Raw genomic sequence first — 20,156 nt, 5'->3', positions numbered from 1 at the left:
TGACAATGCTTTCTACCCGTGGGCTTCGTACCCGTGGCGTTTCCGCACTGGTCGCGGTCGTCGTGATGACCGGCGCCGGCCTGGCTTCGACCGGCGCGCTTGCCCAGGGGGCCTCGTCCTCGGGCGGGAATGCCGGCTGGTTCGTGCCCAAGACCGCGCAGCCGGCGGCGGCCCCGGCGGTTCCGCGCGCCGCGCGTCCCGCGCCCGTGCCCCTGCCGCCCGCCGCCGACAACGAGGACGCGCAGTCCCAGACGCCGCCCGTGCTGCCGATGCCGCCGGTTCCGGCCTCGCCGGACATTCCGCGCGGCGTCACCCCGCCGGTGCCGGTCATCGGGGTGATCAGCGTGCCCGAGGTGATGCGTCTGTCCAGCGCCGCCCAACAGGCCGAGAAAGTCCTGGGAGCCCGCCGCGACGAACTGGCGCGCGACGCGCAGAAGGAGCAGGCCGGCTGGCGCGACGAGCAGCAGAAGCTGCAGGCCGAAGCCAAGAACCTGGCCTCGGACCAGATCCAGCAGCGCGAGCGTCGCCTGCAGCAGCGGGTGATCTCCGCCCAGCGCGATTTCCGCAATCGCAACCGCATCATCCAGGAAGCCGCCCAGGTTTCGCTGAACCAGATCGAGCGCGAACTGGTGCAGATCATCCGCCAGGTCGCGGCCAGCCGGGGAATGAACCTGGTGCTGCATCGCGAGCAGGTGGCGCTGAGCCAGGACGGGCTGGATATCACCAGCCAGGTGGCGGACCAGTTGAACAAGGTGCTGCCCAGCGTGTTCATCCCGGCGGCGAATGTCGATCCGGAACAACTGGCCAAGTCCGGCACCATGCCGACCACCGCCGATGCCGAGCGCGCGCCGGCCGCCGCTGCCGCGCCGGTGGTGGCGTCCCACCGGTAAGCGGGCGCCGGCGGCATGGACGGGCAGGACGCGGCACGGCCGGGTGACGAGCGGTTCTTCACGCGGAAAGGGCCGTTCACCCTTGCGGCTCTGGCGGAATGCGCGGGGGCCCGGATCGAGAACGCGCGGGACGACGCGGATCCGCGCCAGTATACCGGGATCGCCCCCCTGCAATCCGCTGGCCCGCAAGAGGTCAGTTTTCTGGACAACCGCCGCTATGCCCCCTTGCTGGAGCAGACGCGCGCCGGTGTGGTGATCCTGGCGCCGGCCTTCGTCGACAGGCTGCCCGCGGGGACGGTCGGACTGGTTTGTTCCGCGCCCTATCTGGCCTGGGCGCGGATCGCGGCCCTGTTTCATCCGGTGCCGGCGATCGTGCCGGGGATCCATCCCAGCGCGGTGATCGGCGAGGGCGCGCAGATCGATCCTTCGGCGCAGATCGACCCCTTTGTTTCGATCGGCGCGCAGGTGCGCGTGGGCGCGGGCAGCCGGGTGGATGCGCATGCCGTCATTGGCGATGGAGTGCGGATCGGCGCGGGCTGCCGCATCGGCGCCCAATGCAGCGTCTCGCACGCGCTGCTGGGCGACCGGGTAACGTTGCTGCCCGGGGCGCGGATCGGCCAGGAAGGTTTCGGCTTCGCGGTTGGGCCGGATGGATTCGAGACCGTGCCGCAACTGGGGCGCGTGATCCTGGAAGACGGGGTCGAGGTCGGGGCGAATGCGACGATCGATCGGGGCTCGTCGCAGGACACGGTGATCGGCGCGGGCTCGCGCCTCGACAACCTGGTGCAGATTGGCCATAATGTTCGCCTTGGCCGATGCTGCATCGTCGTCTCCCAGGCCGGAATCTCGGGTTCCACGGAACTGGGCGATTTCGTCACCGTTGCGGCCCAGGCCGGTTTGATCGGTCATATCCGTATTGGAACCAGGGCCCGCATCGGCGCCCAGTGCGGTGTGATGTCGGATGTCGAGGCGGGCGCCGATGTGATCGGCAGCCCGGCAATGCCGTTTCGGGAATTTTTCCGGAATGTCGCCGTGCTGCGGCGTCTGGCGAAGAAGGGAACGAAACAAGGTGACGGTGCGGCCTGAGGCAGCGGGCCCCCGGAAGTCAACCGGGACGGGCGGGCAAATGGGTCGCTGGGCGACGGGCCGCGCCATCCCGAGCAAGATGGTCGGACGACGTGGATAAAGAAGTAGAGGTTCCCTCGGCGGGCGAAGGCCCGACCTGTATCGAAGCCATCGATGTCATGCGGATCATGGAGGCGATCCCGCATCGCTATCCGTTCCTGCTGATCGACCGGATGGTCGATATCGTGCTGGGCCAGTCGGCGGTCGGCATCAAGAACGTGACGGCCAGCGAGCCGCATTTCCAGGGCCATTTCCCCGCGCGGCCGGTCATGCCCGGCGTGCTGATCATCGAAGCGATGGCCCAGACCGCGGCCACATTGGTCGTGCTGACGCTGGGGCCGGCCTTCGAGGGCAAGCTGGTCTATTTCATGACGATCGACGGGGCGAAATTCCGCCGCCCGGTCGGGCCCGGCGACCAGTTGAAGATCCATGTCGAGAAAGAACGCAGCCGCGCGAATGTGTGGAAGTTCAAGGGCGTGGCACGGGTCGACGGCGTGTCGGTGGCCGAGGCCAGCTTCAGCGCGATGATCATGGGCTAGAGCGGATGATGCTCTAGTGTCCTGCCCGAGAAATTCTTATGAGAATTTCTCGGATCAGCAGGCCACTAAAATATTGATTCTAGTGTCCTGCTCCGGATGCGTGAACGCGGATCGTCCGGAAGCCTGAAACCAGAAGCCTGATTCTGCCGGGAGAAAGTATATTGACCGATTTGGCTGGACCGGATGCCGGAATTCAGGCCGCCGAGATTCATCCCTCGTCGATCGTTGCCGAGGGGGCGCGGATCGGGCGCGGCGTGCGGATCGGCCCATGGTGCATGATCGGCCCGGACGTCCGGATCGGCGACGGCACGCAGTTGATCGCCAACGTGATCGTCGACGGGCAGACGCAGATCGGCCCCGGCGTCACCTGCTATCCGTTCACCACGATCGGCATGGCGCCGCAGGATCTCAAATATCGCGGCGAGGCGACACGCTGCGTGATCGGGGCCCGCACCGTCATCCGCGAGAATGTCACGATCCATCGTGGCACCGCCACCGGCAGCGGCGTGACCCAGGTCGGCGACGATTGCCTGATCATGGCCAATTCCCACGTCGCGCATGATTGCACGATCGGGAACGGGGTCATCATCGTCAATAATGTCGTCATGGGCGGGCATGTGACGATCAGCGATCATGCGCGCATCATGGGCTCGGCCGCCCTGCACCAGTTCGTGCGCATCGGGCGCGCGGCCCTGGTCGGCGGCGTCTGCGGGGTCGAGGCCGATGTCATTCCCTATGGCAGCGTCCTGGGCAATCGCGCGCGCCTGGTCGGGCTGCACTGGATCTGGCTGAAGCGCAACGGCGTGCAGCCGGACGAGATCCATCGCCTGCGCCGCGCTTTCCGCGCGCTCTATCCCCGCGCGATGGAAGACGAGACCTCGGCCTTCAGCCAGAGGCTGGACGCGGTGCGCGCCGAATATGGCAACGAGCCCCGGGTGGCCGAGATCCTGGCCTTCATCGAGGCCCCCAGCCATCGCGGCCTGGTGCGCGTCGCGGGCGGCGGCACGGCATCCATCGAAACCGACGGCGTCTGAACAGAGTCCATGGCCGTGGCCGGCGTGACCTCGCCTGACGGCAAGCTGGGGCCGATCCTGTCGGGCGATTGCGTGGGAATCCTGGCGGGCGGCGGCCCGTTGCCCGGCCAGGTGGCCCAGGCGGTCGCCGCGCTGGGACGGCGCGTGTTCATCGTCGGCTTCCAGGATTTCGCCGAACCGGCTGTAATCGGATCCTGGCCGCATCGCTATGTCCGCCTGGCGGCGGCGGGCGAGATTCTGTCCTGCCTGCGTGCCGAGGGCTGCCGCGACCTGGTCCTGATCGGGCCGGTGCGCCGCCCCTCCTTTTCCGACCTGCGGCCCGACGCCGCGGGCGCGCGGATCATGGCGCGGATCGGCCGGGCCCTGTTTTCCGGCGATGACGGATTGCTGGCGGCCATCGTCCGCGTGCTGGGCGAGGAAGGGTTCGCCATCCACGGCGCCCATGAATTTCTCTCGGCGTCGGTCGGACGGCGCGGTGTACTCGGCCGCGTGCGGCCCGATGCCGGGGCTCAGGCGGATATCGACCGCGGACGGACGGTGGTCGATGCGATCGGGCGGCTGGATATCGGGCAGGGCTGTGTGGTGCAGGACGGGCTGGTCCTGGCGGTCGAGGCGATGGAAGGCACCGACCGCATGCTGCTGCGCGCGGGCGAATGCCGCCAGCCGGGGCGTCCGGGCGGGGTTCTGGTCAAGATGCTCAAACCGGGGCAGGATCGGCGGGCGGATCTTCCGACCATCGGGCCGGATACCGTCAGGCGCGCGGCCCAGGTGGGCCTGCGCGGCATTGCGTTCCAGGCCGGGGCTACCCTGCTGACCGACCCGGACTTGTGTATCGCGGCCGCCGACGCGGCCGGCCTGTTCCTGGTCGGAATCGATGCCGAGGGCGAAAACTGACCGGTCTTCCAGACAGGAGAATGTTCATGGGTTCATATCTGCATACGATGGTGCGCGTGCGTGACCTCGATGCCAGCATCGCATTCTACACCTTGCTCGGCATGCGCGAGCTGCGCCGGCGCGAAGTGCCCGAGGGCCGGTATACCCTGGTCTTCCTGGGCTATGGCGACAATGCGTCGGGCCAGGCGGAAATCGAGCTGACCTATAATTGGGGCAAGGATGACGGCTATGAGGTCGGCACCGGTTTCGGCCATTTCGCAGTGGGCGTGCCCGATGTCGCGGCGATGGTCGAGGCCGTGCGGGCCGGCGGCGGCAAGGTGACGCGCGAGGCGGGGCCGGTGAAGTTCGGCACGACGGTCATTGCCTTCGTCGAGGATCCGGACGGCTACAAGATCGAACTGATCCAGCGCCCGTAAGGGAATATCCTGAGCGTATCTAGCCGCGCAGATCCTTCAGCCGATGCACGGCCTGTTCGATCGACTGGATGATCTGCTCGGCGGCCTCGCGGATCCCGGGGTCGGCATGCAGGCTCAGCCGATCGGCCGTCAGCATCGCCGGCGCCAGCAGGCCCCGGACGTCATGCAGGATCTTGCCGACGGATGACGATTCGGCGGCGGATGACGCGCCGTCTTGCGGAGGGGGGGCGCCGTTCATGCTTCTGTTCTCCGCGCGTGGTCTTTGGCACGTTGACGTGCCGGAAAACGGACAGTATAAGGCGCGCCTCGGATCGGGTGCCGCGAACTGCGCCCGAACGCGCCGTGGAATTTAGCCGCGGCATATTTGTTGCTGTCAATCTGGGAGTGCCGTCGTGAAGCGCACGTATCAACCGTCCAAGCTGGTCCGCAAGCGCCGTCACGGCTTCCGCGCCCGTATGGAAACCGTCGGTGGCCGCAAGGTCATCGCGAACCGCCGCGCCAAGGGCCGCAAGCGCCTGTCCGCCTGATTGCCAGGCCGTCGTCTCCGGGCCTTGGCCCGGGGCGACATTGCCCCGCGATATCGCGCCGGGGCGAGAATACGAAAGGCTGCTGAGCGTGGCCGACCGGTCCGTCCGTCTTAAGAAGCGTGCAGAATTCCTGCTTGTGGCGTCTCGCGGACGGAAGGTTCCTTCACCCGGTCTGGTGCTGCAGGCGCTGGAGCGGGGCGATTCCGATCCGGCGCGGATCGGCTTTACCGTGACAAAGAAAGTCGGGAACGCCGTCGTCCGCAACCGGACGCGCCGCCGGCTGCGCGAAGCCATGCGGCAGGTCGCGCATGAGGCGCCGCTCAGCGGCGTCGATCTGGTCCTGATCGGGCGTGGCGGCACGCGGGGGCGCGATTTTTCGGCGCTGCTGGGCGATCTGCGCCGCGCGCTGCGCAAGGCGGGCGTGCGGGGGGATTCGTGAAAGCGCGCCTGGGCGCGATCCTCTCCCGGCCGTTGATCGGCCTGATTCGCGCCTATCAATGGATCTTCCGCCCCGTGATGGGGATGAATTGCCGATTCGTCCCGTCCTGCAGCGATTACGCACTGGAGGCGATCCGCCGCCACGGGCCGTTTCGCGGCACGATTTTGGCGGCGTGGCGGATCTTGCGTTGCAATCCGTGGAATATCGGCGGATACGATCCCGTGCCCGAGCGGGGGCCTGCGCGCGGTCCCTGCTGTTCCTCCCACAGATAACGTGAGTCTGGCTGGTTACTGATGGATACCAAGCGCTTTATCGTGGCGACCCTGCTGTCCGCCATGGTCCTGGTCGGCTTCGAATATTTCATGCCGAAGCAGACCCATCAGCAGGCCGCGCAGCAATCGGCGCAGGCCACCAGCCAGACCCCGCCGGCCAACCGGCCGGTACCGGCCGCGCCGATCGCGGGGGCGAGTTCGCAGCCGCAATCCATTCCGGCGCCGCAGGCCGAAACCCGTCTGCCGATCGACGGGCCGAAGGTCAGCGGGTCGATCGACCTGCTGGGCGCGCGCCTGGACGATATGGTGCTGCGCGACTATCACGAGACGATCCGCAAGGGCAGCCCGCTGGTCCGCATCCTGGAGCCGGCGCGCGATCCGCAGCCCAACTATGTCGAGATCGGCTGGATGAACCTGCCGGGCGGGCAGGTGCGCGTGCCCGATGCCAACACCGTCTGGACCGCCGATGCCCCGAAGCTGACGGGCGAGAAGCCGGTGACCCTGTCGTGGGACAACGGGCAGGGCGTGACCTTTCAGATCATCGTGTCGATCGACAGCCATTACATGTTCGCGGTCGAGCAGCGGATCGTGAACCATTCGGCCCAGCCGGTCGCGCTCTATCCGTTCGCGCGGGTCGACCGGGCCTATACCCCGGTGGAAACTGGCGGTTACCTGGTGCATGAGGGCCCGATTTCGGTGATCGACGGGCGGATGGACGAAAGCTCGTACAAAAGCCTGCGCACCGGCGCGACCCCGCCGGCCAATCAATCCTGGACCCGCGCGGGCCAGAACGGCTGGGCCGGCATCACCGACAAATACTGGCTGACGGCCGTCATTCCGCAGCAGGGCACCGCGGTCACCGGCAGCTATGGCTACCAGGCCAACCAGGGGGCCGGGATCTACCAGGTCGGCTTCATCGCGCAGGCGCCGACCACCGTGGCGCCGGGCATGACGGCAGCGACCACCAGCCACGTCTTTGCCGGCGCCAAGGAAGTGAATTTGCTGGAGCATTACGAATCCAGCCTGCACATTCCGGATTTCTGGAAGGCGGTTGATTTCGGCTGGTTCGCCTTCCTGACGCGCCCGATCTTCTACGTGCTGGACTGGCTGAACACGCTGCTGGGCAATTTCGGCCTGGCGCTGATGGCCTTCACCCTGCTGGTCAAGGGGCTGTTCTTCCCGCTGGCGACGCGGCAATTCCGCTCGATGGGCAAGATGCGGCAGCTCCAGCCCAAGGTTCAGGAGATCCGCGAGCGCTACAAGGGCGACCAGATGGCGATGAACCAGCACATGATGGCGCTGTACAAGAACGAGGGCGTCAACCCCGCCGCGGGCTGCATGCCGGCGCTGGTGCAGATCCCGGTGTTCTGGAGCCTGTACAAGGACCTGTACATCACCATCGAAATGCGCCATGCGCCGTTCTTCGGCTGGATCCAGGACCTGTCCGCGCCCGACCTGACCAACCTGTTCAACCTGTTCGGGCTGATCCCGTGGGATCCGACGGTCTTGTCGCCGTTCCTGCAACTGGGCGTGTGGCCGATCCTGTTCGGCCTGACGATGTACCTGCAGCAGAAGCTGAACCCGGCGGCGATGGACCCCGCGCAGCAGCGCGTCTTCCAGATGATGCCGGTGCTGTTCACCTTCTTCATGGCGCGCCAGCCCGCGGGCCTGGTGATCTATTATTGCTGGAACAACCTGCTGACGATGGCGCAGCAGATGCTGATCCAGCGTCGCCTGGACGGCGCGTTGAAGAAGACCGGCGCCCCTGCGGCTCCGGCCGTGCGGAAGTGAGAATGCGGGCCTGATGTCGGAGTTTCACATCCCCCCCCGTACCGAGGAGGAAGAGGAGCAGTTGCGCGAAGCCGGGCGGCTGCTGTTCGCCGGATCGTGCGATTTCTTCTTCGGCGCCCAGCGGCTGGACCAGTTGCCGCCCACCGACATGCCGGAAATCGCGTTCGCGGGCCGGTCGAATGTCGGCAAGTCCAGCCTGGTCAACGCGTTGACGGGGCGCAAGGCCCTGGCCCGCGCGTCGTCCGAGCCCGGTCGGACCAAGCAGCTTAATTTCTTCAATCTTGCCGGGCGGCTGACCCTGGTGGACATGCCGGGCTATGGCTATGCCAAGGCCGCCAAGGCGGTGAAGGAAGATTGGCAGGGGCTGATGTTCGATTATCTGCGCGGCCGGCCGACCCTGAAGCGGGTGATCCTGCTGCTGGATTCCCGGATCGAGATCAAGGAATCGGACCGGGCGGTCATGACCCTGCTGGACCGTGCCGCCGTGACCTTCCAGATCGTGCTGACCAAGTGCGATGCGCCGCGCCCCGGCGCGCTGGCGGCCAAGCGCGCGCAGGCCGCCGAACTGGCCCGCCAGCATCCGGCGGCATACCCCGATATCCTGGCGACCAGCAGCGAGAGCGGGCTGGGCATCCCCGAACTGCGTGCCGAGCTGGCCACGCTGGCGCTGTCGCAGGCGCAATGATCCTTTATGACTACCCGGACGACGATTAAGACGACAGGCAGCATGCGATGAGTGACACGGGCAACGCGATCGCCGGCACCGAGGTGCAGAACCTGAAGGACGCACAGGAACGCGCGGCCGTCCTGGCGCAGGCGCTGCCGTTCCTGCGCCGCTATGCCGGCGACACCATCGTCGTCAAATATGGCGGCCATGCGATGGTGGAGGATTCGCTCTCCGAGGCGTTCGGCCACGATATCGCGCTGCTGAAGCTGGTGGGCGTGAACCCGATCGTCGTGCATGGCGGCGGGCCGCAGATCAGCGCCATGCTGAACCGGCTGCAGATCCCCTCGACCTTCGTGGACGGGCTGCGCGTCACCGATGCCGCGATGGTCGACGTGATCGAGATGGTCCTGGCCGGCAAGGTCAACAAGCAGGTCGCCGGCCTGATCAACCAGGCCGGGGCCCTGGCGGTCGGGATTTCCGGCCGCGACGGCGGGCTGATCACCGCGCGGCGGCTGCGGCGGACGGTACGCGACGCCGACAGCCAGATCGAGAAGGTGCTGGATCTGGGATTCGTGGGCGAGCCGGTGCGCATCGACCCGCGCGTACTTTATGCGCTGTCGGGCTCGGGCCTGATTCCGGTCGTCGCCCCGGTCGGCGCGGGCGAGGATGGCGAGACCTACAACATCAACGCCGACACGGCCGCCGGCGCGATCGCCGGCGCGGTGCATGCCACGCGCCTGCTGATGCTGACGGATGTGCCCGGCGTGCTGGATGAAAACGGCGAGCTGATCCCCGAACTGACGGCCGAGGAGGCAAGGCGCGGCATTGCCAGCGGCATGATCAGCGGCGGCATGATCCCCAAGGTCGAGACCTGCCTCGAGGCCGTGCGCAGCGGGGCCAAGGCGGCGGTGATCCTGGATGGACGCGTCCCGCATGCCTGCCTGCTGGAACTGTTCACCGAGGCCGGGCCGGGCACGCTGATCCGCGGCGAGTGACGGCCCCGCGGCACGGAGCGGCCCACGGCCGGGCCAGGATCGAGAGTCGTTGACAGCATGGGGCATCCTCCGCATGGTCCCGCGACAGGATGACCGCGCGGCGGCCCGGCAGCGCCGCCGCCACTGACACAGGATTGCAGAGTTATGAACGACGAGCACGCCCTACGGACCCAGATCGAGGCGGCATGGGATCGGCGCGACACGCTGTCCTCCGCCACGACCGGCCCGGATCGCGACGCGGTCGAACAGGCGCTGGCCGGGCTGGATGCCGGCACGCTGCGGGTCGCCGGCCCGACCGACGCGGGCTGGGTGGTCAATGAATGGCTGAAGAAGGCCGTTCTGCTGTCGTTCCGGCTGAATGACAGCCAGGTGATGCCAGGTGCCCCCGCGCCGTTCTATGACAAGGTGCCGCTGAAATTCGCGGGCTGGGACGACGCCGCCTTCGGCCAGGGCGGTTTCCGCGCCGTGCCGGGCGCGATCGTTCGCCGGTCGGCCTATGTGGCGCCGGGCGTGGTGCTGATGCCCAGCTTCGTCAATGCCGGCGCGCGGGTCGAAAGCGGCACGATGGTGGATACCTGGGTGACGATCGGAAGCTGCGCGCAGATCGGCCGCAACTGCCATATCAGCGGCGGCGTCGGAATCGGCGGCGTGCTGGAGCCGCTGCAGGCCGCCCCGGTGATCATCGAGGATGATTGCTTTATCGGCGCGCGGTCGGAAGTGGCCGAAGGCGTGATCGTCGAGCGCGGCAGCGTGCTGTCGATGGGCGTGTTCCTGGGCGCGTCGACCAAGATCGTCGACCGGGCGACGGGCGAGGTCTTCGTCGGCCGCGTGCCGGCCTATTCGGTCGTCGTGCCCGGCACCCTGCCGCCGCGCGAGGCGAGCAGCGCGGACGGCAGGCCCCTGCCGTCGCTGGCCTGTGCCGTGATCGTCAAGCGCGTCGACGAACGCACCCGCGCCAAGACCTCGATCAACGAGCTGCTGCGGGATTGACCGGCGCGGCCATGCAGGGCGACGGCCCGCGGGAGGGGGGCAAGGGCGCCCTGGACCTGGCGCAGGCGCTGATCCGCGCGGCGTCGGTCACGCCGGACGACGGCAGCGCGATCGGGGTCCTGGCCGCCTGCCTGCGCGGCCTGGGCTTCACGGTCGTGGATTTGCCCTTCGGCGAAGGCGCCCAGCGCACCCCCAACCTGTTCGCCCGGCTGGGGCAGGGGGCGCCGCATCTCTGCTTCGCCGGACATACCGACGTCGTGCCGCCCGGCCAGGCGGGCTGGAGCTGCGATCCGTTCGCGGCGGAATTGCGCGGCGGCATGCTCTATGGCCGCGGGGCCTGCGACATGAAGGGCGGGATCGCCGCGTTCGTGGGGGCCGTGGAACGGGTTCTGGCCTCCGGCCGGCCCCTTTCGGGGTCCGTCAGCCTGCTGATCACCGGCGACGAGGAAGGGGCGGCCGCGTTCGGCACCGTGAAGGTGCTGGAGTGGATGAAGGATTCCGGCCAGATCCCCGATTTCTGCCTGGTGGGCGAGCCGACCAATCCGGAACGGCTGGGTGACGTCATCAAGATCGGGCGGCGCGGCAGCCTGAACGCGCGGATCGTGGTGCCGGGCATCCAGGGCCACGTCGCCTATCCGCACCGTGCCGACAATCCGGTACACCGGTTGCTGGCGATCCTGTCCGAGCTGACGGCGCGGCCGCTGGACGAGGGCACGGACTGGTTCGAGCCGTCCAGCCTGCAGGTGACCAGCGTCGATGTCGGCAACGACGCCACCAACGTCATTCCAGGCCGGGCCGAGGCGCGGCTGAATATCCGCTTCAACGACCTGCATACCGGCCAGGGCCTCGCGGACTGGATCGCCGGTATCGTCACGGCCCACGCGCCGGCCGCCGAATTGCACGTGCGGATCAGCGGCGAGGCCTTCCGCACGGAACCGACGCCCGAACTGGACGTGCTGGTGGCGGCGATCCGCGGCGCGACGGGGCGAACCCCGCGCCTGGACACGGGTGGCGGCACGTCCGATGCCCGGTTCATCAGCCGCTATTGCCCGGTGGCGGAATTCGGCCTGGTCGGGGCCAGCATGCACAAGGTGGACGAGCATGTGCCCGTGAGCGACCTGCTGGCGCTGACGGACATCTATGCCGCGTTTCTGGAAAGGTTGGTGGGATGATGCAGGGACGCGGGGTGAAGCAGGGGCCGCTGCCCGGCAGTCCCGGCGCGATTTTCCGCGGCATGGTGCTGCTGGGACGGGGGCGGCGCGACGGCATGAACTGCTTCGGCGCGACCGCCGATTCGGTCCTGACCGCGCTGGCGCCGCGCGTGGCGCTGTGGCTGGTCGGCAGCCTGCTGACGCTCGCCCATGCGCCGACCGCGATCAACGGCACCAAGGTCCTGCTGTCGCTGTGCCTGGTACTGGCCCCCACGCTGGTCACCCATCAACTGGCCCAGCTATGGGGGCGGCAGGCCCTGTGGCCGCGCTATATCACCGCCGCCCTGTGGTGCGACTGGCTGGTGCTGTTCATCATGCTGGGCACCGTCGCAATCCTGGGCACCGTCCTGGGCATGGTCCTGCCGCGCGGTATCGGGGCGATCGGCGCCGGAGTGATCCTGAACGGCGTCGTCATCGTCTATAATCTGTGGCTGACCTGGTTCGTCGCCCGGGTCGGGCTGGCCCTGGGCGCCTGGCGGGCCGTGCTGCTGGTGCTGGCCATCGTCGCCGTGTTCCTGGCGCTGAGCGAATTGTCGGTCGTGCTGCCGCCGCATTACGCGCCATGGCAGGATTTCCTGGCGATGCCGCCGCCCGAATCGCGGTAGAGCGAATCGCGGTAGCGCGAAAGGGGGCGCTGCGCGACCGGATCGCCGTCGCGCCACGCGCCGATGATCGCGCGGCTGTCCAGCCCGGCCCCCCGCCCAGGGCGATGTTCACGTCCAGCCCCGCAGGGCGGACGCGATGTTTTCCAGCGTGGCCAGGAAGGCATTCACGGCGGGCCGCTTCGCTCCCTCAGCCCGTTCCACAGCCCGTCGCCCAGGCAGTTGAGCCCGATGACGCTCAGGGCGATCGCCAGGCCGGGAAAGAGACAGGGCCAGAAGGCGGCGCCGAGCGCATTGCGCCCGTCGCTCATCATCGTGCCCCATTCGGGCATCGGCGGCTGCGCGCCCAGGCCAAGGAAGGACAGGCTGGCGGCGGCCAGCACGACCGTGCCGGAACTGAGTGTCGCCTGCACCAGCAGCGGCCCGGCGGCATTGGGCAGGATATGGCGGAGGACGATCCGCGTCCGGCTGGCCCCCAGGACCCGCAGCGCCTCGACCCAGGTGGCGTGGCGCAGGCTGGCCGTCAGGTTGCGCGCCAGGCGCACATAGGCAGGCACGGAAAACGCCGCGATGGCCAACAGCGCATGGAACAGCCCCGGGCCGAGAAGGCTGACGACGAGCAGCGCCAGGATCAGGCCCGGAAAGGCGAACAGGACGTCCGAGATCGTCATGATCGCCCCGTCCAGCCAGGCAGGCGCCATGCCCGCCGCCAGCCCCAGCGGGATGCCGATGCCGGCGGCCACCGCCAGGCTGACCAGGATCTCCAGGATCGTCAGGCGCAGCCCGTGGACCAGGCGCAGCAGGATGTCGCGGCCGAACGCATCCGTCCCGCAGGGGTGGGCGAGCGAGGGCGCCTGCAGCACGTGATAGAGGTCCTGCGCCGCCGGATCGCCGCCCAGCAGCATGGGCCCGAACAGGGCGGCAAGCAGCCCGCCCCCGCACAGCAGGGCGCCCAGGATCAGTTCCGGGCTGAGGCGCGGGACCGTCATGTTTCGGGCACGCCGCGCGTACATTTCTACCGTATCCACCTGGCCGCCCCCATGTCAGTGCCCACGCTGGCGGGGATCGAGCCGCATGATCGCCAGTTCGGCCAGCAGATTGATGACGAGCACCCCCAGGACCGAAAGCAGGGTTACGCCCTGGATCACCGGATAGTCGCGATAACGCACGGCATCGACCAGCAGGCGGCCGATCCCCGGCCAGTCGAACACGGTCTCGGTCACGACGGCGCCGCTGATCAGGCCGCCCAGGTTCAGCCCCGCCACCGTGACCACCGGGACCATGGCGTTGCGCAGGGCATGACGCGTCATGATCCGCCAGGGCGGCAGCCCCTTGGCGCGGGCGGTGCGGATATAGTCCTGGTCCAGGATCTCGCACAGGCCGGCGCGGGTCATGCGCAGGATCAGCGCGGTCGGCAACAGCGCCAGGACGGATGCGGGCAGGACATAGTGCCGCCAGTCCCCCGCCCCCATCAGCGGCAGCCAGTGCAGGCGGACGGCGAACAGTTCCATCCCCAGAAGGGCGACCCAGAAGCCGGCGAGCGAGGACCCGACCAGGGTCGCCGCCATCAGCAGCCGGTCCGGCCATGCCCCGGCCCGCGCGGCGGCCAGTGCCCCCGCCGGCACGCCGGCCAGCAGCGCCAGCCCGTAGGCCAGGCCACCCAGGGCGAGCGTATAGGGCAGGTGAGTCGCCAGCAGGTGCCGCACCGGGGTGCCGTCGCGCAGGGACAGGCCCAGGTCGCCACGCAACGCATGCGCCAGGAAGCGCATATATTGCGTCGGCAGGGGCAGGTCGAGGCCGAGCCGGGCATGCAGCGCCCGGATGACGCCGCCGGGCGCCTGCGGCCCCGCAAGCAGCCGCGCGGGATCGCCGGGCAGGGCGTGGATCGCCGCGAAGATGATGGCCGAAACCGCCAGCATGATGAAGGGCAGGGCGGCGGTGCGCCGCAGCAGCGCGGTCATGGCGCCGCCCATCGGGCGGAGGTGACGGCGATCTCGCCGTCCGGCAGGGACTGGACCCCGTCCAGGCCCTGGCGGACACCGTACAGATTGTCCTGCACATAGAGCGGCAGGATCGGCGCATCCCGGGCCAGCCGATCCTGGATCGCCGCATAGTCCCGCGCCCGGGCGGCGGGGTCGCCTGTGCGCGCCGCGCGGTCGATCGCGGCGTCGATCTCCCGATTGCGGTAGAAGCCCAGATTGGCGCCCGCGGGCGCCGCGCTGGCGCTGGCATAAAGCGGGCGCAACTGCAGGTCGGCAATGAACGGCGCGGACCACGATGTCAGCACCATGCCGATGTCCTGCCGGGCCTTGTCCGCCGGCCCGGCGAAGGCCGACTGGACCCACACGCCCGCTTCCTGCCGGCGGATACGCAGTGTGACGCCGATGCGCCGCCACATGGCCTGCAGCGCCTCGGCGATCGGCTCCTCGGGTTCCTGGACCACGACGGTCACGGAAAATCCCCGCGCCAGGCCGGCCTGTTGCAGAAGGGCGCGCGCCGCCGCGGGATCGGCCCGGTCCTGTCCGGGCGCGCAGGGTTCCGACCCGGCGATGTCGGGTGTCAGCGCATGGCAGGCGGGACGCCCATAGCCGTGCAGAAGGCCGGCGACCAGGGCCTGCCTGTCGATCGCCAGGCCCAGGGCGCGCCGCACGCGCGCATCATCCAGCGGCGGCAGGGTGGTGTTCAGCGCGGCCCAGAACTGCGCCGCGCCGCGTCCGCCATGGATGACCGCCCGCGCGGCGGCGGGTTGTCCCGAGGCGTACAGCCCCGCGAAGACCGGCGCCAGCGGCATGACGGCGTCGGCGTCGCCCGTCTGCAACGCCATGTTCGTCACCGAGGGTTCGGACGACCAGACCCATTCGATGCGCGTCAGCGCCGGTGGCGCACCCCAGTAGCGCGGATTGGCGCGGGCGCCGACATGCGCGCCGTCCTGCCAGTCGACGAACATGAACGGCCCCGTCCCGTCGGCATGGCGCCCCAGCGTGCCGCGCGCCGCCGCCAGGGGCGAGACGATGGCCGCCTGGGTGATCGACAGCAGGGAAAGCAGGTCGGCATAGGGATGGATCAGGGTAATAACGACCGAGGCGCCCTGCCGCCGGACCGAGGCGATCGTCGCACGGAACGCGCCGGCCCCGGCAAGTGCCGCGCCGGGATCCAGCAGCCGTCGCAACGAGGCCACGACCGCGTCGGCATCGCAGGGCGTGCCGTCATGGAAGACGATTCCCGGCCGCAGGGCGAAAATCCAGGCCATGCCGTCGGGCGACACCGACCATGCGGTGGCCAGCCAGGGACGGATCGACCCGTCGGCATCCTGGCGCACCAGGCTCTCGTAGAACGGGGCGAGGATCGAGCGCGTCGCGGTGGCGTTCTGGTCGGCCGGATCCATGCTGCGCGGCGGCTCGGCCAGCATGACCGTCAGCCCGCGCGCCAGGGAGCGGCTCGGACAGACCGGGCAGGCCGCCAGGGTGACAAGAAAGGCGGCGGCATGAAGGACAAGGGATCGCCGCACGCTGCCCCCGCCGGCAGGCTGCCTGAATCGTTTCATTATTTCATTGACTTTATTCGCACGGGATTGGTTTATCAAACGAAATAAAAACCGGAAGACATTCCCCGCGGGGCGGCCGGCCCCGCGCCAGAAGATTCTTTTGTCGGGAACGACTGGACATGACGACACGGCCCCGGATCGCATTCGGCGGAATCCATACGGAATGCAGCACCTACAATCCCGTGCGGAGCCGAATCGAGGATTTCCGCATCCTGCGCGGCGCCGACATGCCGGATGCGCCCTATTTCGCCTTCCTGAGGGATTTCGACGCCGCGTTCCTGCCGCTGCTGCACGCGCGGGCGGTGCCCGGCGGCCCGGTGTCGCGTGCGGCCTACGAGGCGATGAAGCAGGAATTCCTCGACCGCCTGCGCGACAGCCTGCCGCTCGACGGGCTTTATCTGGCGATGCACGGCGCGATGTTCGTCGAAGGCATGTGGGATGCCGAGGCCGACTGGATCGGCGCGGCGCGCGCGCTGGTCGGTCCGGACTGCCTGGTGGCCGCCAGCTATGACCTGCACGGCAATGTCAGCCAGCCGATCATCGACGCGCTGGACATTTTTTCCGCCTATCGCACCGCGCCGCATATCGACGTGACGCGGACCATGCACCGGGCGGTCGACATGCTGGTCCAGGCCCTGCGGACCGGCATCCGGCCCCGGATCGTGTGGGCGCCGGTGCCGGTGCTGCTGCCGGGCGAACGCACCAGCACCGAGGACGAACCGGCGCATTCGCTCTATGCCCGCCTGCCGGCCTTCGATGCCCGTCCCGGCATATGGGACGCGGCGCTGATGGTCGGCTATGTCTGGGCCGACGAACCGCGGGCCACGGCGGCGGTCGTGGTCACCGGCACGGACGCGGCGGCCCTGGAACAGGCGGCGGCCGAGATCGCCCGGGCCTATTGGGACGCGCGGCATGATTTCGTCTTCGGCATGGAGACCGGCAGCGTCGCGCAATGCGTGGACCGGGCGCTGGCGGCTGGGACGGCGCCGGTCATCGTCGCCGATTCCGGCGACAATCCCACCGGCGGTGGGGTGGGCGACCGGGCCGACATCCTGGCCGCCTTCGCGGCGCGCGCGGACGCGGACGGCGTGGTCTTCGCCGCCATCGCCGACGCGGCGGCCTGCGAACGGGCCTTCGCGATCGGCACGGGGGCGGAGACGCGTTTTGCGATCGGTGCGACGCTCGATCCCGCCGGCGGGCGGGTGACGCTCGATTGCGCCGTGGTCAGGCTGGCGGACCATGCCGATCCGCGTGAGCGCGAGGCCGTCCTGCGGCATCGCGGCCTGACGATCGTGGTGTCGGCCCGGCGGCGCCCCTATCACATGATCGCCGATTTCCGCCGGCTGGGGCTGGACCTGGCGACGATCCGCATCCTGGTCGTCAAGTCCGGCTATTTGTCGCCGGAACTGGCGCCGCTGGCCCGGCCGGCCCTGATGGCGCTGTCGGATGGGGTCGTGAACCAGGACGTCGCGCACCTGACGCGCCTGCGGACGCACCGTCCGACCTTCCCGTTCGATACGGAATTCGACTGGACGCCCATGCCGCGCGGGCAGGCGGCTCGCCGGGCGTGACGGCGGCGCCTGTCCTGGCCCTGGAAGAATTGCGTGTCGCGTTCGGCGGGGTCGCTGTGCTGGACGGCGTGTCGTTCACCATCGGACGGGGCGAAACCCTGGCCCTGGTCGGAGAATCCGGTTCGGGCAAGAGCGTCGCGGCGCTGGCGGTGATGGGAATGCTGCGCGGCGGACGGGTCAGCGGCGGCCGCATATTGTTCGGCGGCGCGGATGGTGTCGTCGACCTGGCCGCGATGTCCGAACGCGCGCTGCGCGCCTATCGCGGCCGGCGGATCGCCATGATCTTCCAGGAGCCGATGAGCGCGCTGAACCCCGCGATGCGCATCGGTGCCCAGTTGGGCGAATGCCTGGCCCTGCACCGTCCCGAACTGCGCGGCGGCACGCGGCGGGAGGCGGCCGCGGGGCTGCTGGCCCGCACCGGCATCGCCGATCCCGACCGGTGTCTCGGCGCCTATCCGCATCATCTGTCGGGCGGGATGCGCCAGCGGGTGATGATCGCGATGGCGCTGGCGGGAACGCCGGCGCTGCTGATCGCCGACGAGCCGACGACGGCGCTGGATGCCGGCACGCGGGGGCGTATCCTGGCGCTGATCCGCGACCTGGCGGCCGAAAGCGGCACCAGCACGTTGTTCATCACCCATGATTTCGGCTCGGCGGCGGCGATCGCCGATCGGGTGGCGGTGCTGTATGCCGGACGGATTCTCGAGGACGGTCCGATTGGTTCCGTGCTGCACGCGCCGCGCCATCCCTATACGCGTGGATTGCTGGCCGCGATGCCGGATCCGGACGGCATGGTCCTGGACGGGCAGGGACGGCGGCGGTTGCGGACGATGGCGGGCGCCGTGCCGCCGCCGGGCGCGCGCCCCGAGCACTGCGTTTTCGCGCCGCGCTGCCCGCAGCGCGCGGATGTCTGCACGGCCGGCCGGGTCGATGTCCGGTTCGTGGATGCCCAATCCGTGGATGCCCAATCCGTGAATGCCCAGTCCGTCGATGCCCAGTCCGTCGATGCGCGTCGCGTCGCCTGCGCGCGGGCGCAGGACTGGCTGGTCGCGCCGTGACGCCCCTGCTGCAGGTACGCGCCCTGCGCGTGGCCTATGGCGCAGGGCCGTTCTGGCGGCGGCGCCCCGTTCCGGTGGTGCGGGATGTGTCGTTCGATGTCGGACGCGGCGAGATCGTCGGGCTGATCGGCGAATCCGGGTCGGGCAAGAGCACGATCGCCCGCGCGATCGTCGGGCTGGCGCCGGTCAGCGGGGGAGAGATCCTGCTGGCCGGCGAACGGGGGGTGGCGCCGCGGCGGGCGCAGATGATCTTCCAGGACCCGTTCGCCAGCCTGGACCCGCGCATGACGGTGGGCGCGCAGCTTGCGGAAATCCTGGCCATCCACGGTCTGGCACCCCGTGCCGCGCGGCGGTCGCGCGTCGTCGCGCTGCTCGAGCGGGTCGGATTGTCCGAAGCGGCCTGCGACCGCCTGCCGCGCGCGTTCTCCGGCGGCCAACGAGCGCGGATCGGCATCGCCCGGGCGCTGGCGGCGGAGCCGGAACTGCTGATCGCCGACGAGGCCACGGCGGCGCTGGATATCTCGGTGCAGGCGCAGATCCTGAACCTGCTGCTGGACCTGCGCGACGAACTGGGTCTCGCGGTCCTGTTCATCACCCATGACCTGGCGGTGGTGCGCGTGCTGTGCGACCGCGCGCTGGTGCTGCGCCGGGGAGAGGTGGTCGAGGCCGCGGAAACCGCCACGCTGTTCGCGGCGCCCCGCCATGACGACACGCGGGAATTGCTGGCGGCGCATCGTCCGGCGGGGGGATCGGCATGATCGGTCTGGAAGTCTGCGTCGATGACGCGCGCGGTCTTCGGGCGGCCCAGCAGGCCGGCGTGGCCCGGGTCGAACTCTGTTCCGCCCTGGCGCTGGGCGGCCTGACGCCGGATTGCGGCCTGATGCGGCTGGCCGCGTCGCTGCCGGTCCCGGCCTATGCGATGATCAGGCCCCGGGCCGGCGACTTCCTGTTCGACGATGACGAGGAAGCGATGATGCTGGCCGACATCGCGGCCGCGCGCGCGGCCGGACTGGCCGGTGTCGTGCTGGGGGCCAGCAGGGCGGATTTCACCCTGGATACGGCGATGCTGGCCCGGCTGTCGGCGGCCTGCGGCCCGATGGGGCGGACGTTGCATCGAGCCTTCGACCTCGTGCCCGATCCGGCGCAGGCCCTTGAGGTCGCGGTGGAACTGGGCTTTGCGCGGATCCTGACGTCCGGCGGCGCCCCCACGGCGATGGAAGGCGCGGAGGGCCTGCGCCGCGTGGCCGCGGCCGCATCCGGCCGGATCGAAATCATGGCCGGCAGCGGCGTCAACCCGGCCAATGTCGCGGCGCTGGTGCGGCGTACCGGCGTCGGCGCCGTGCACGGATCCTGTCGGGGACCGGCGCGGCCCAGCCCTGCCGCAGTGGTCTCGCTGGGCTTCGGTGCCGAACGGATCACGGCGGATTCCGGGGTGGTCCGCGCGATGGTGGACGCCCTGGAGACCTGCCGGAACGGCCCGTGACCGGATCGCCTCAGGACGTCGTTTAATTTAGTGGCAGAAAATAATGATCAATAGCGATCCGAACTGGAATGGAAGATCCGGCGGATACAGGACGATCTTTTTCCCGCG

Annotated in this window: 23 protein-coding genes; 19 read left to right on the top strand and 4 right to left on the bottom strand. The window is 69.3% G+C overall.

Going from position 1 to position 20,156, the window contains the following annotated elements; all coding sequences use genetic code 11:
* Nucleotides 1-5: 5 nt before the first annotated feature.
* From AAC691_RS03795 to gloA, 6 genes are all read left to right on the top strand, one after another.
* Nucleotides 6-890 (top strand): OmpH family outer membrane protein, encoded by an 885-nt coding sequence (locus tag AAC691_RS03795; RefSeq protein ID WP_408906052.1) that lies wholly within the window; start codon nt 6-8, stop codon nt 888-890.
* Between the two features lie 15 nt (nt 891-905).
* Complete coding sequence (gene lpxD, locus AAC691_RS03790; RefSeq protein ID WP_342628996.1) at nt 906-1,976, top strand: UDP-3-O-(3-hydroxymyristoyl)glucosamine N-acyltransferase; 1,071 nt, start codon at nt 906-908, stop codon at nt 1,974-1,976.
* 92 nt (nt 1,977-2,068) lie between these two features.
* Nucleotides 2,069-2,554, top strand: coding sequence for a 3-hydroxyacyl-ACP dehydratase FabZ (gene fabZ, locus AAC691_RS03785; RefSeq protein WP_176639467.1), 486 nt, complete (start codon nt 2,069-2,071; stop codon nt 2,552-2,554).
* 191 nt (nt 2,555-2,745) lie between these two features.
* Nucleotides 2,746-3,588, top strand: coding sequence for an acyl-ACP--UDP-N-acetylglucosamine O-acyltransferase (gene lpxA, locus AAC691_RS03780; protein WP_408906091.1), 843 nt, complete (start codon nt 2,746-2,748; stop codon nt 3,586-3,588).
* A 9-nt stretch (nt 3,589-3,597) separates the two neighbouring features.
* Nucleotides 3,598-4,482, top strand: coding sequence for a UDP-2,3-diacylglucosamine diphosphatase LpxI domain-containing protein (locus AAC691_RS03775; protein WP_342628995.1), 885 nt, complete (start codon nt 3,598-3,600; stop codon nt 4,480-4,482).
* A gap of 26 nt (nt 4,483-4,508) precedes the next feature.
* On the top strand, nt 4,509-4,898 hold the full coding sequence (gene gloA, locus AAC691_RS03770) for a lactoylglutathione lyase (RefSeq protein WP_342628994.1): 390 nt from the start codon (nt 4,509-4,511) through the stop codon (nt 4,896-4,898).
* A 19-nt stretch (nt 4,899-4,917) separates the two neighbouring features.
* Here the strand turns inward: gloA and AAC691_RS03765 are convergent, their stop codons facing one another.
* Nucleotides 4,918-5,136, bottom strand: a complete 219-nt coding sequence (locus tag AAC691_RS03765) for a hypothetical protein (protein WP_176639458.1) — start codon at nt 5,134-5,136, stop codon at nt 4,918-4,920.
* A 154-nt stretch (nt 5,137-5,290) separates the two neighbouring features.
* Here AAC691_RS03765 and rpmH point away from each other — a divergent pair, with 154 nt between their 5' ends.
* The 9 genes from rpmH (at nt 5,291) to AAC691_RS03720 (ending at nt 12,395) form a co-directional block, all read left to right on the top strand.
* Nucleotides 5,291-5,425 carry a 50S ribosomal protein L34 gene (gene rpmH / locus AAC691_RS03760; RefSeq protein ID WP_012553083.1) on the top strand — a complete coding sequence of 45 codons (135 nt, stop codon included), beginning with the start codon at nt 5,291-5,293 and terminating at the stop codon, nt 5,423-5,425.
* Between the two features lie 88 nt (nt 5,426-5,513).
* Nucleotides 5,514-5,864 carry a ribonuclease P protein component gene (gene rnpA, locus AAC691_RS03755; RefSeq protein WP_176639464.1) on the top strand — a complete coding sequence of 117 codons (351 nt, stop codon included), beginning with the start codon at nt 5,514-5,516 and terminating at the stop codon, nt 5,862-5,864.
* A 17-nt stretch (nt 5,865-5,881) separates the two neighbouring features.
* Nucleotides 5,882-6,136 carry a membrane protein insertion efficiency factor YidD gene (yidD, locus tag AAC691_RS03750; protein ID WP_408904674.1) on the top strand — a complete coding sequence of 85 codons (255 nt, stop codon included), beginning with the start codon at nt 5,882-5,884 and terminating at the stop codon, nt 6,134-6,136.
* A 21-nt stretch (nt 6,137-6,157) separates the two neighbouring features.
* Nucleotides 6,158-7,927, top strand: coding sequence for a membrane protein insertase YidC (gene yidC / locus AAC691_RS03745; RefSeq protein ID WP_323991245.1), 1,770 nt, complete (start codon nt 6,158-6,160; stop codon nt 7,925-7,927).
* A gap of 13 nt (nt 7,928-7,940) precedes the next feature.
* The gene (gene yihA, locus AAC691_RS03740) at nt 7,941-8,612 is read left to right on the top strand and encodes a ribosome biogenesis GTP-binding protein YihA/YsxC (protein WP_176639461.1); all 672 of its coding nucleotides are present in this window, start codon (nt 7,941-7,943) and stop codon (nt 8,610-8,612) included.
* A gap of 47 nt (nt 8,613-8,659) precedes the next feature.
* Nucleotides 8,660-9,589, top strand: a complete 930-nt coding sequence (gene argB, locus AAC691_RS03735; RefSeq protein ID WP_176639460.1) for an acetylglutamate kinase — start codon at nt 8,660-8,662, stop codon at nt 9,587-9,589.
* Nucleotides 9,590-9,733: 144 nt separating this feature from the next.
* Nucleotides 9,734-10,579: a 2,3,4,5-tetrahydropyridine-2,6-dicarboxylate N-succinyltransferase gene (dapD, locus tag AAC691_RS03730; RefSeq protein ID WP_323991243.1), complete on the top strand. Its 846-nt coding sequence runs from the start codon at nt 9,734-9,736 to the stop codon at nt 10,577-10,579.
* An 11-nt stretch (nt 10,580-10,590) separates the two neighbouring features.
* Complete coding sequence (gene dapE, locus AAC691_RS03725) at nt 10,591-11,751, top strand: succinyl-diaminopimelate desuccinylase (protein ID WP_342630134.1); 1,161 nt, start codon at nt 10,591-10,593, stop codon at nt 11,749-11,751.
* A complete protein-coding gene (locus AAC691_RS03720; RefSeq protein ID WP_323991242.1) occupies nt 11,748-12,395 on the top strand; it encodes a hypothetical protein in 648 nt (215 codons plus the stop codon). Before dapE ends, AAC691_RS03720 begins: the two co-directional genes overlap by 4 nt.
* Before the next feature lie 164 nt (nt 12,396-12,559).
* Here AAC691_RS03720 and AAC691_RS03715 read toward each other — a convergent pair whose 3' ends face one another.
* The 3 genes from AAC691_RS03715 to AAC691_RS03705 are packed head-to-tail and all read right to left on the bottom strand — an operon-like array spanning nt 12,560 to nt 15,936.
* Nucleotides 12,560-13,381: an ABC transporter permease gene (locus tag AAC691_RS03715; protein ID WP_342628993.1), complete on the bottom strand. Its 822-nt coding sequence runs from the start codon at nt 13,379-13,381 to the stop codon at nt 12,560-12,562.
* Between the two features lie 54 nt (nt 13,382-13,435).
* The gene (locus AAC691_RS03710; protein WP_342628992.1) at nt 13,436-14,353 is read right to left on the bottom strand and encodes an ABC transporter permease; all 918 of its coding nucleotides are present in this window, start codon (nt 14,351-14,353) and stop codon (nt 13,436-13,438) included.
* The gene (locus tag AAC691_RS03705; RefSeq protein ID WP_342628991.1) at nt 14,350-15,936 is read right to left on the bottom strand and encodes an ABC transporter substrate-binding protein; all 1,587 of its coding nucleotides are present in this window, start codon (nt 15,934-15,936) and stop codon (nt 14,350-14,352) included. Before AAC691_RS03705 ends, AAC691_RS03710 begins: the two co-directional genes overlap by 4 nt.
* A gap of 119 nt (nt 15,937-16,055) precedes the next feature.
* Between AAC691_RS03705 and AAC691_RS03700 the strand changes: the two genes are divergently transcribed.
* From AAC691_RS03700 to AAC691_RS03685, 4 genes are read left to right on the top strand one after another with little or no spacing between them, the layout of a single operon-like run.
* Nucleotides 16,056-17,507, top strand: a complete 1,452-nt coding sequence (locus AAC691_RS03700; protein ID WP_342628990.1) for a M81 family metallopeptidase — start codon at nt 16,056-16,058, stop codon at nt 17,505-17,507.
* Nucleotides 17,504-18,565, top strand: coding sequence for an ABC transporter ATP-binding protein (locus tag AAC691_RS03695; RefSeq protein ID WP_342628989.1), 1,062 nt, complete (start codon nt 17,504-17,506; stop codon nt 18,563-18,565). The genes AAC691_RS03700 and AAC691_RS03695 overlap by 4 nt, the downstream gene beginning before the upstream one ends.
* The gene (locus AAC691_RS03690) at nt 18,562-19,323 is read left to right on the top strand and encodes an ATP-binding cassette domain-containing protein (protein ID WP_342628988.1); all 762 of its coding nucleotides are present in this window, start codon (nt 18,562-18,564) and stop codon (nt 19,321-19,323) included. The genes AAC691_RS03695 and AAC691_RS03690 overlap by 4 nt, the downstream gene beginning before the upstream one ends.
* Nucleotides 19,320-20,048: a copper homeostasis protein CutC gene (locus AAC691_RS03685; protein ID WP_342628987.1), complete on the top strand. Its 729-nt coding sequence runs from the start codon at nt 19,320-19,322 to the stop codon at nt 20,046-20,048. The genes AAC691_RS03690 and AAC691_RS03685 overlap by 4 nt, the downstream gene beginning before the upstream one ends.
* Nucleotides 20,049-20,156 lie beyond the last annotated feature (108 nt).

It is taken from the genome of Nguyenibacter vanlangensis (assembly GCF_038719015.1).
Taxonomy (GTDB): Bacteria; Pseudomonadota; Alphaproteobacteria; order Acetobacterales; family Acetobacteraceae; genus Gluconacetobacter; species Gluconacetobacter vanlangensis.
The sequence above is the reverse complement of the archived record's forward strand: the minus strand, read 5'-3'. Positions and strand labels throughout refer to the sequence as shown.

What these genes read in the sequence shown, in the direction of transcription:
- AAC691_RS03705 (WP_342628991.1), bottom strand. Translation starts at nt 15,936, where the DNA reads ATGAAACGATTCAGGCAGCCTGCCGGCGGGGGCAGCGTGCGGCGATCC.
- AAC691_RS03775 (WP_342628995.1), top strand. Translation starts at nt 3,598, where the DNA reads ATGGCCGTGGCCGGCGTGACCTCGCCTGACGGCAAGCTGGGGCCGATC.
- argB (WP_176639460.1), top strand. Translation starts at nt 8,660, where the DNA reads ATGAGTGACACGGGCAACGCGATCGCCGGCACCGAGGTGCAGAACCTG.
- AAC691_RS03765 (WP_176639458.1), bottom strand. Translation starts at nt 5,136, where the DNA reads ATGAACGGCGCCCCCCCTCCGCAAGACGGCGCGTCATCCGCCGCCGAA.
- yidC (WP_323991245.1), top strand. Translation starts at nt 6,158, where the DNA reads ATGGATACCAAGCGCTTTATCGTGGCGACCCTGCTGTCCGCCATGGTC.
- yihA (WP_176639461.1), top strand. Translation starts at nt 7,941, where the DNA reads ATGTCGGAGTTTCACATCCCCCCCCGTACCGAGGAGGAAGAGGAGCAG.
- AAC691_RS03720 (WP_323991242.1), top strand. Translation starts at nt 11,748, where the DNA reads ATGATGCAGGGACGCGGGGTGAAGCAGGGGCCGCTGCCCGGCAGTCCC.
- AAC691_RS03795 (WP_408906052.1), top strand. Translation starts at nt 6, where the DNA reads ATGCTTTCTACCCGTGGGCTTCGTACCCGTGGCGTTTCCGCACTGGTC.
- AAC691_RS03700 (WP_342628990.1), top strand. Translation starts at nt 16,056, where the DNA reads ATGACGACACGGCCCCGGATCGCATTCGGCGGAATCCATACGGAATGC.
- AAC691_RS03710 (WP_342628992.1), bottom strand. Translation starts at nt 14,353, where the DNA reads ATGACCGCGCTGCTGCGGCGCACCGCCGCCCTGCCCTTCATCATGCTG.
- dapE (WP_342630134.1), top strand. Translation starts at nt 10,591, where the DNA reads ATGCAGGGCGACGGCCCGCGGGAGGGGGGCAAGGGCGCCCTGGACCTG.
- AAC691_RS03715 (WP_342628993.1), bottom strand. Translation starts at nt 13,381, where the DNA reads ATGACGGTCCCGCGCCTCAGCCCGGAACTGATCCTGGGCGCCCTGCTG.
- lpxD (WP_342628996.1), top strand. Translation starts at nt 906, where the DNA reads ATGGACGGGCAGGACGCGGCACGGCCGGGTGACGAGCGGTTCTTCACG.
- dapD (WP_323991243.1), top strand. Translation starts at nt 9,734, where the DNA reads ATGAACGACGAGCACGCCCTACGGACCCAGATCGAGGCGGCATGGGAT.
- AAC691_RS03685 (WP_342628987.1), top strand. Translation starts at nt 19,320, where the DNA reads ATGATCGGTCTGGAAGTCTGCGTCGATGACGCGCGCGGTCTTCGGGCG.
- gloA (WP_342628994.1), top strand. Translation starts at nt 4,509, where the DNA reads ATGGGTTCATATCTGCATACGATGGTGCGCGTGCGTGACCTCGATGCC.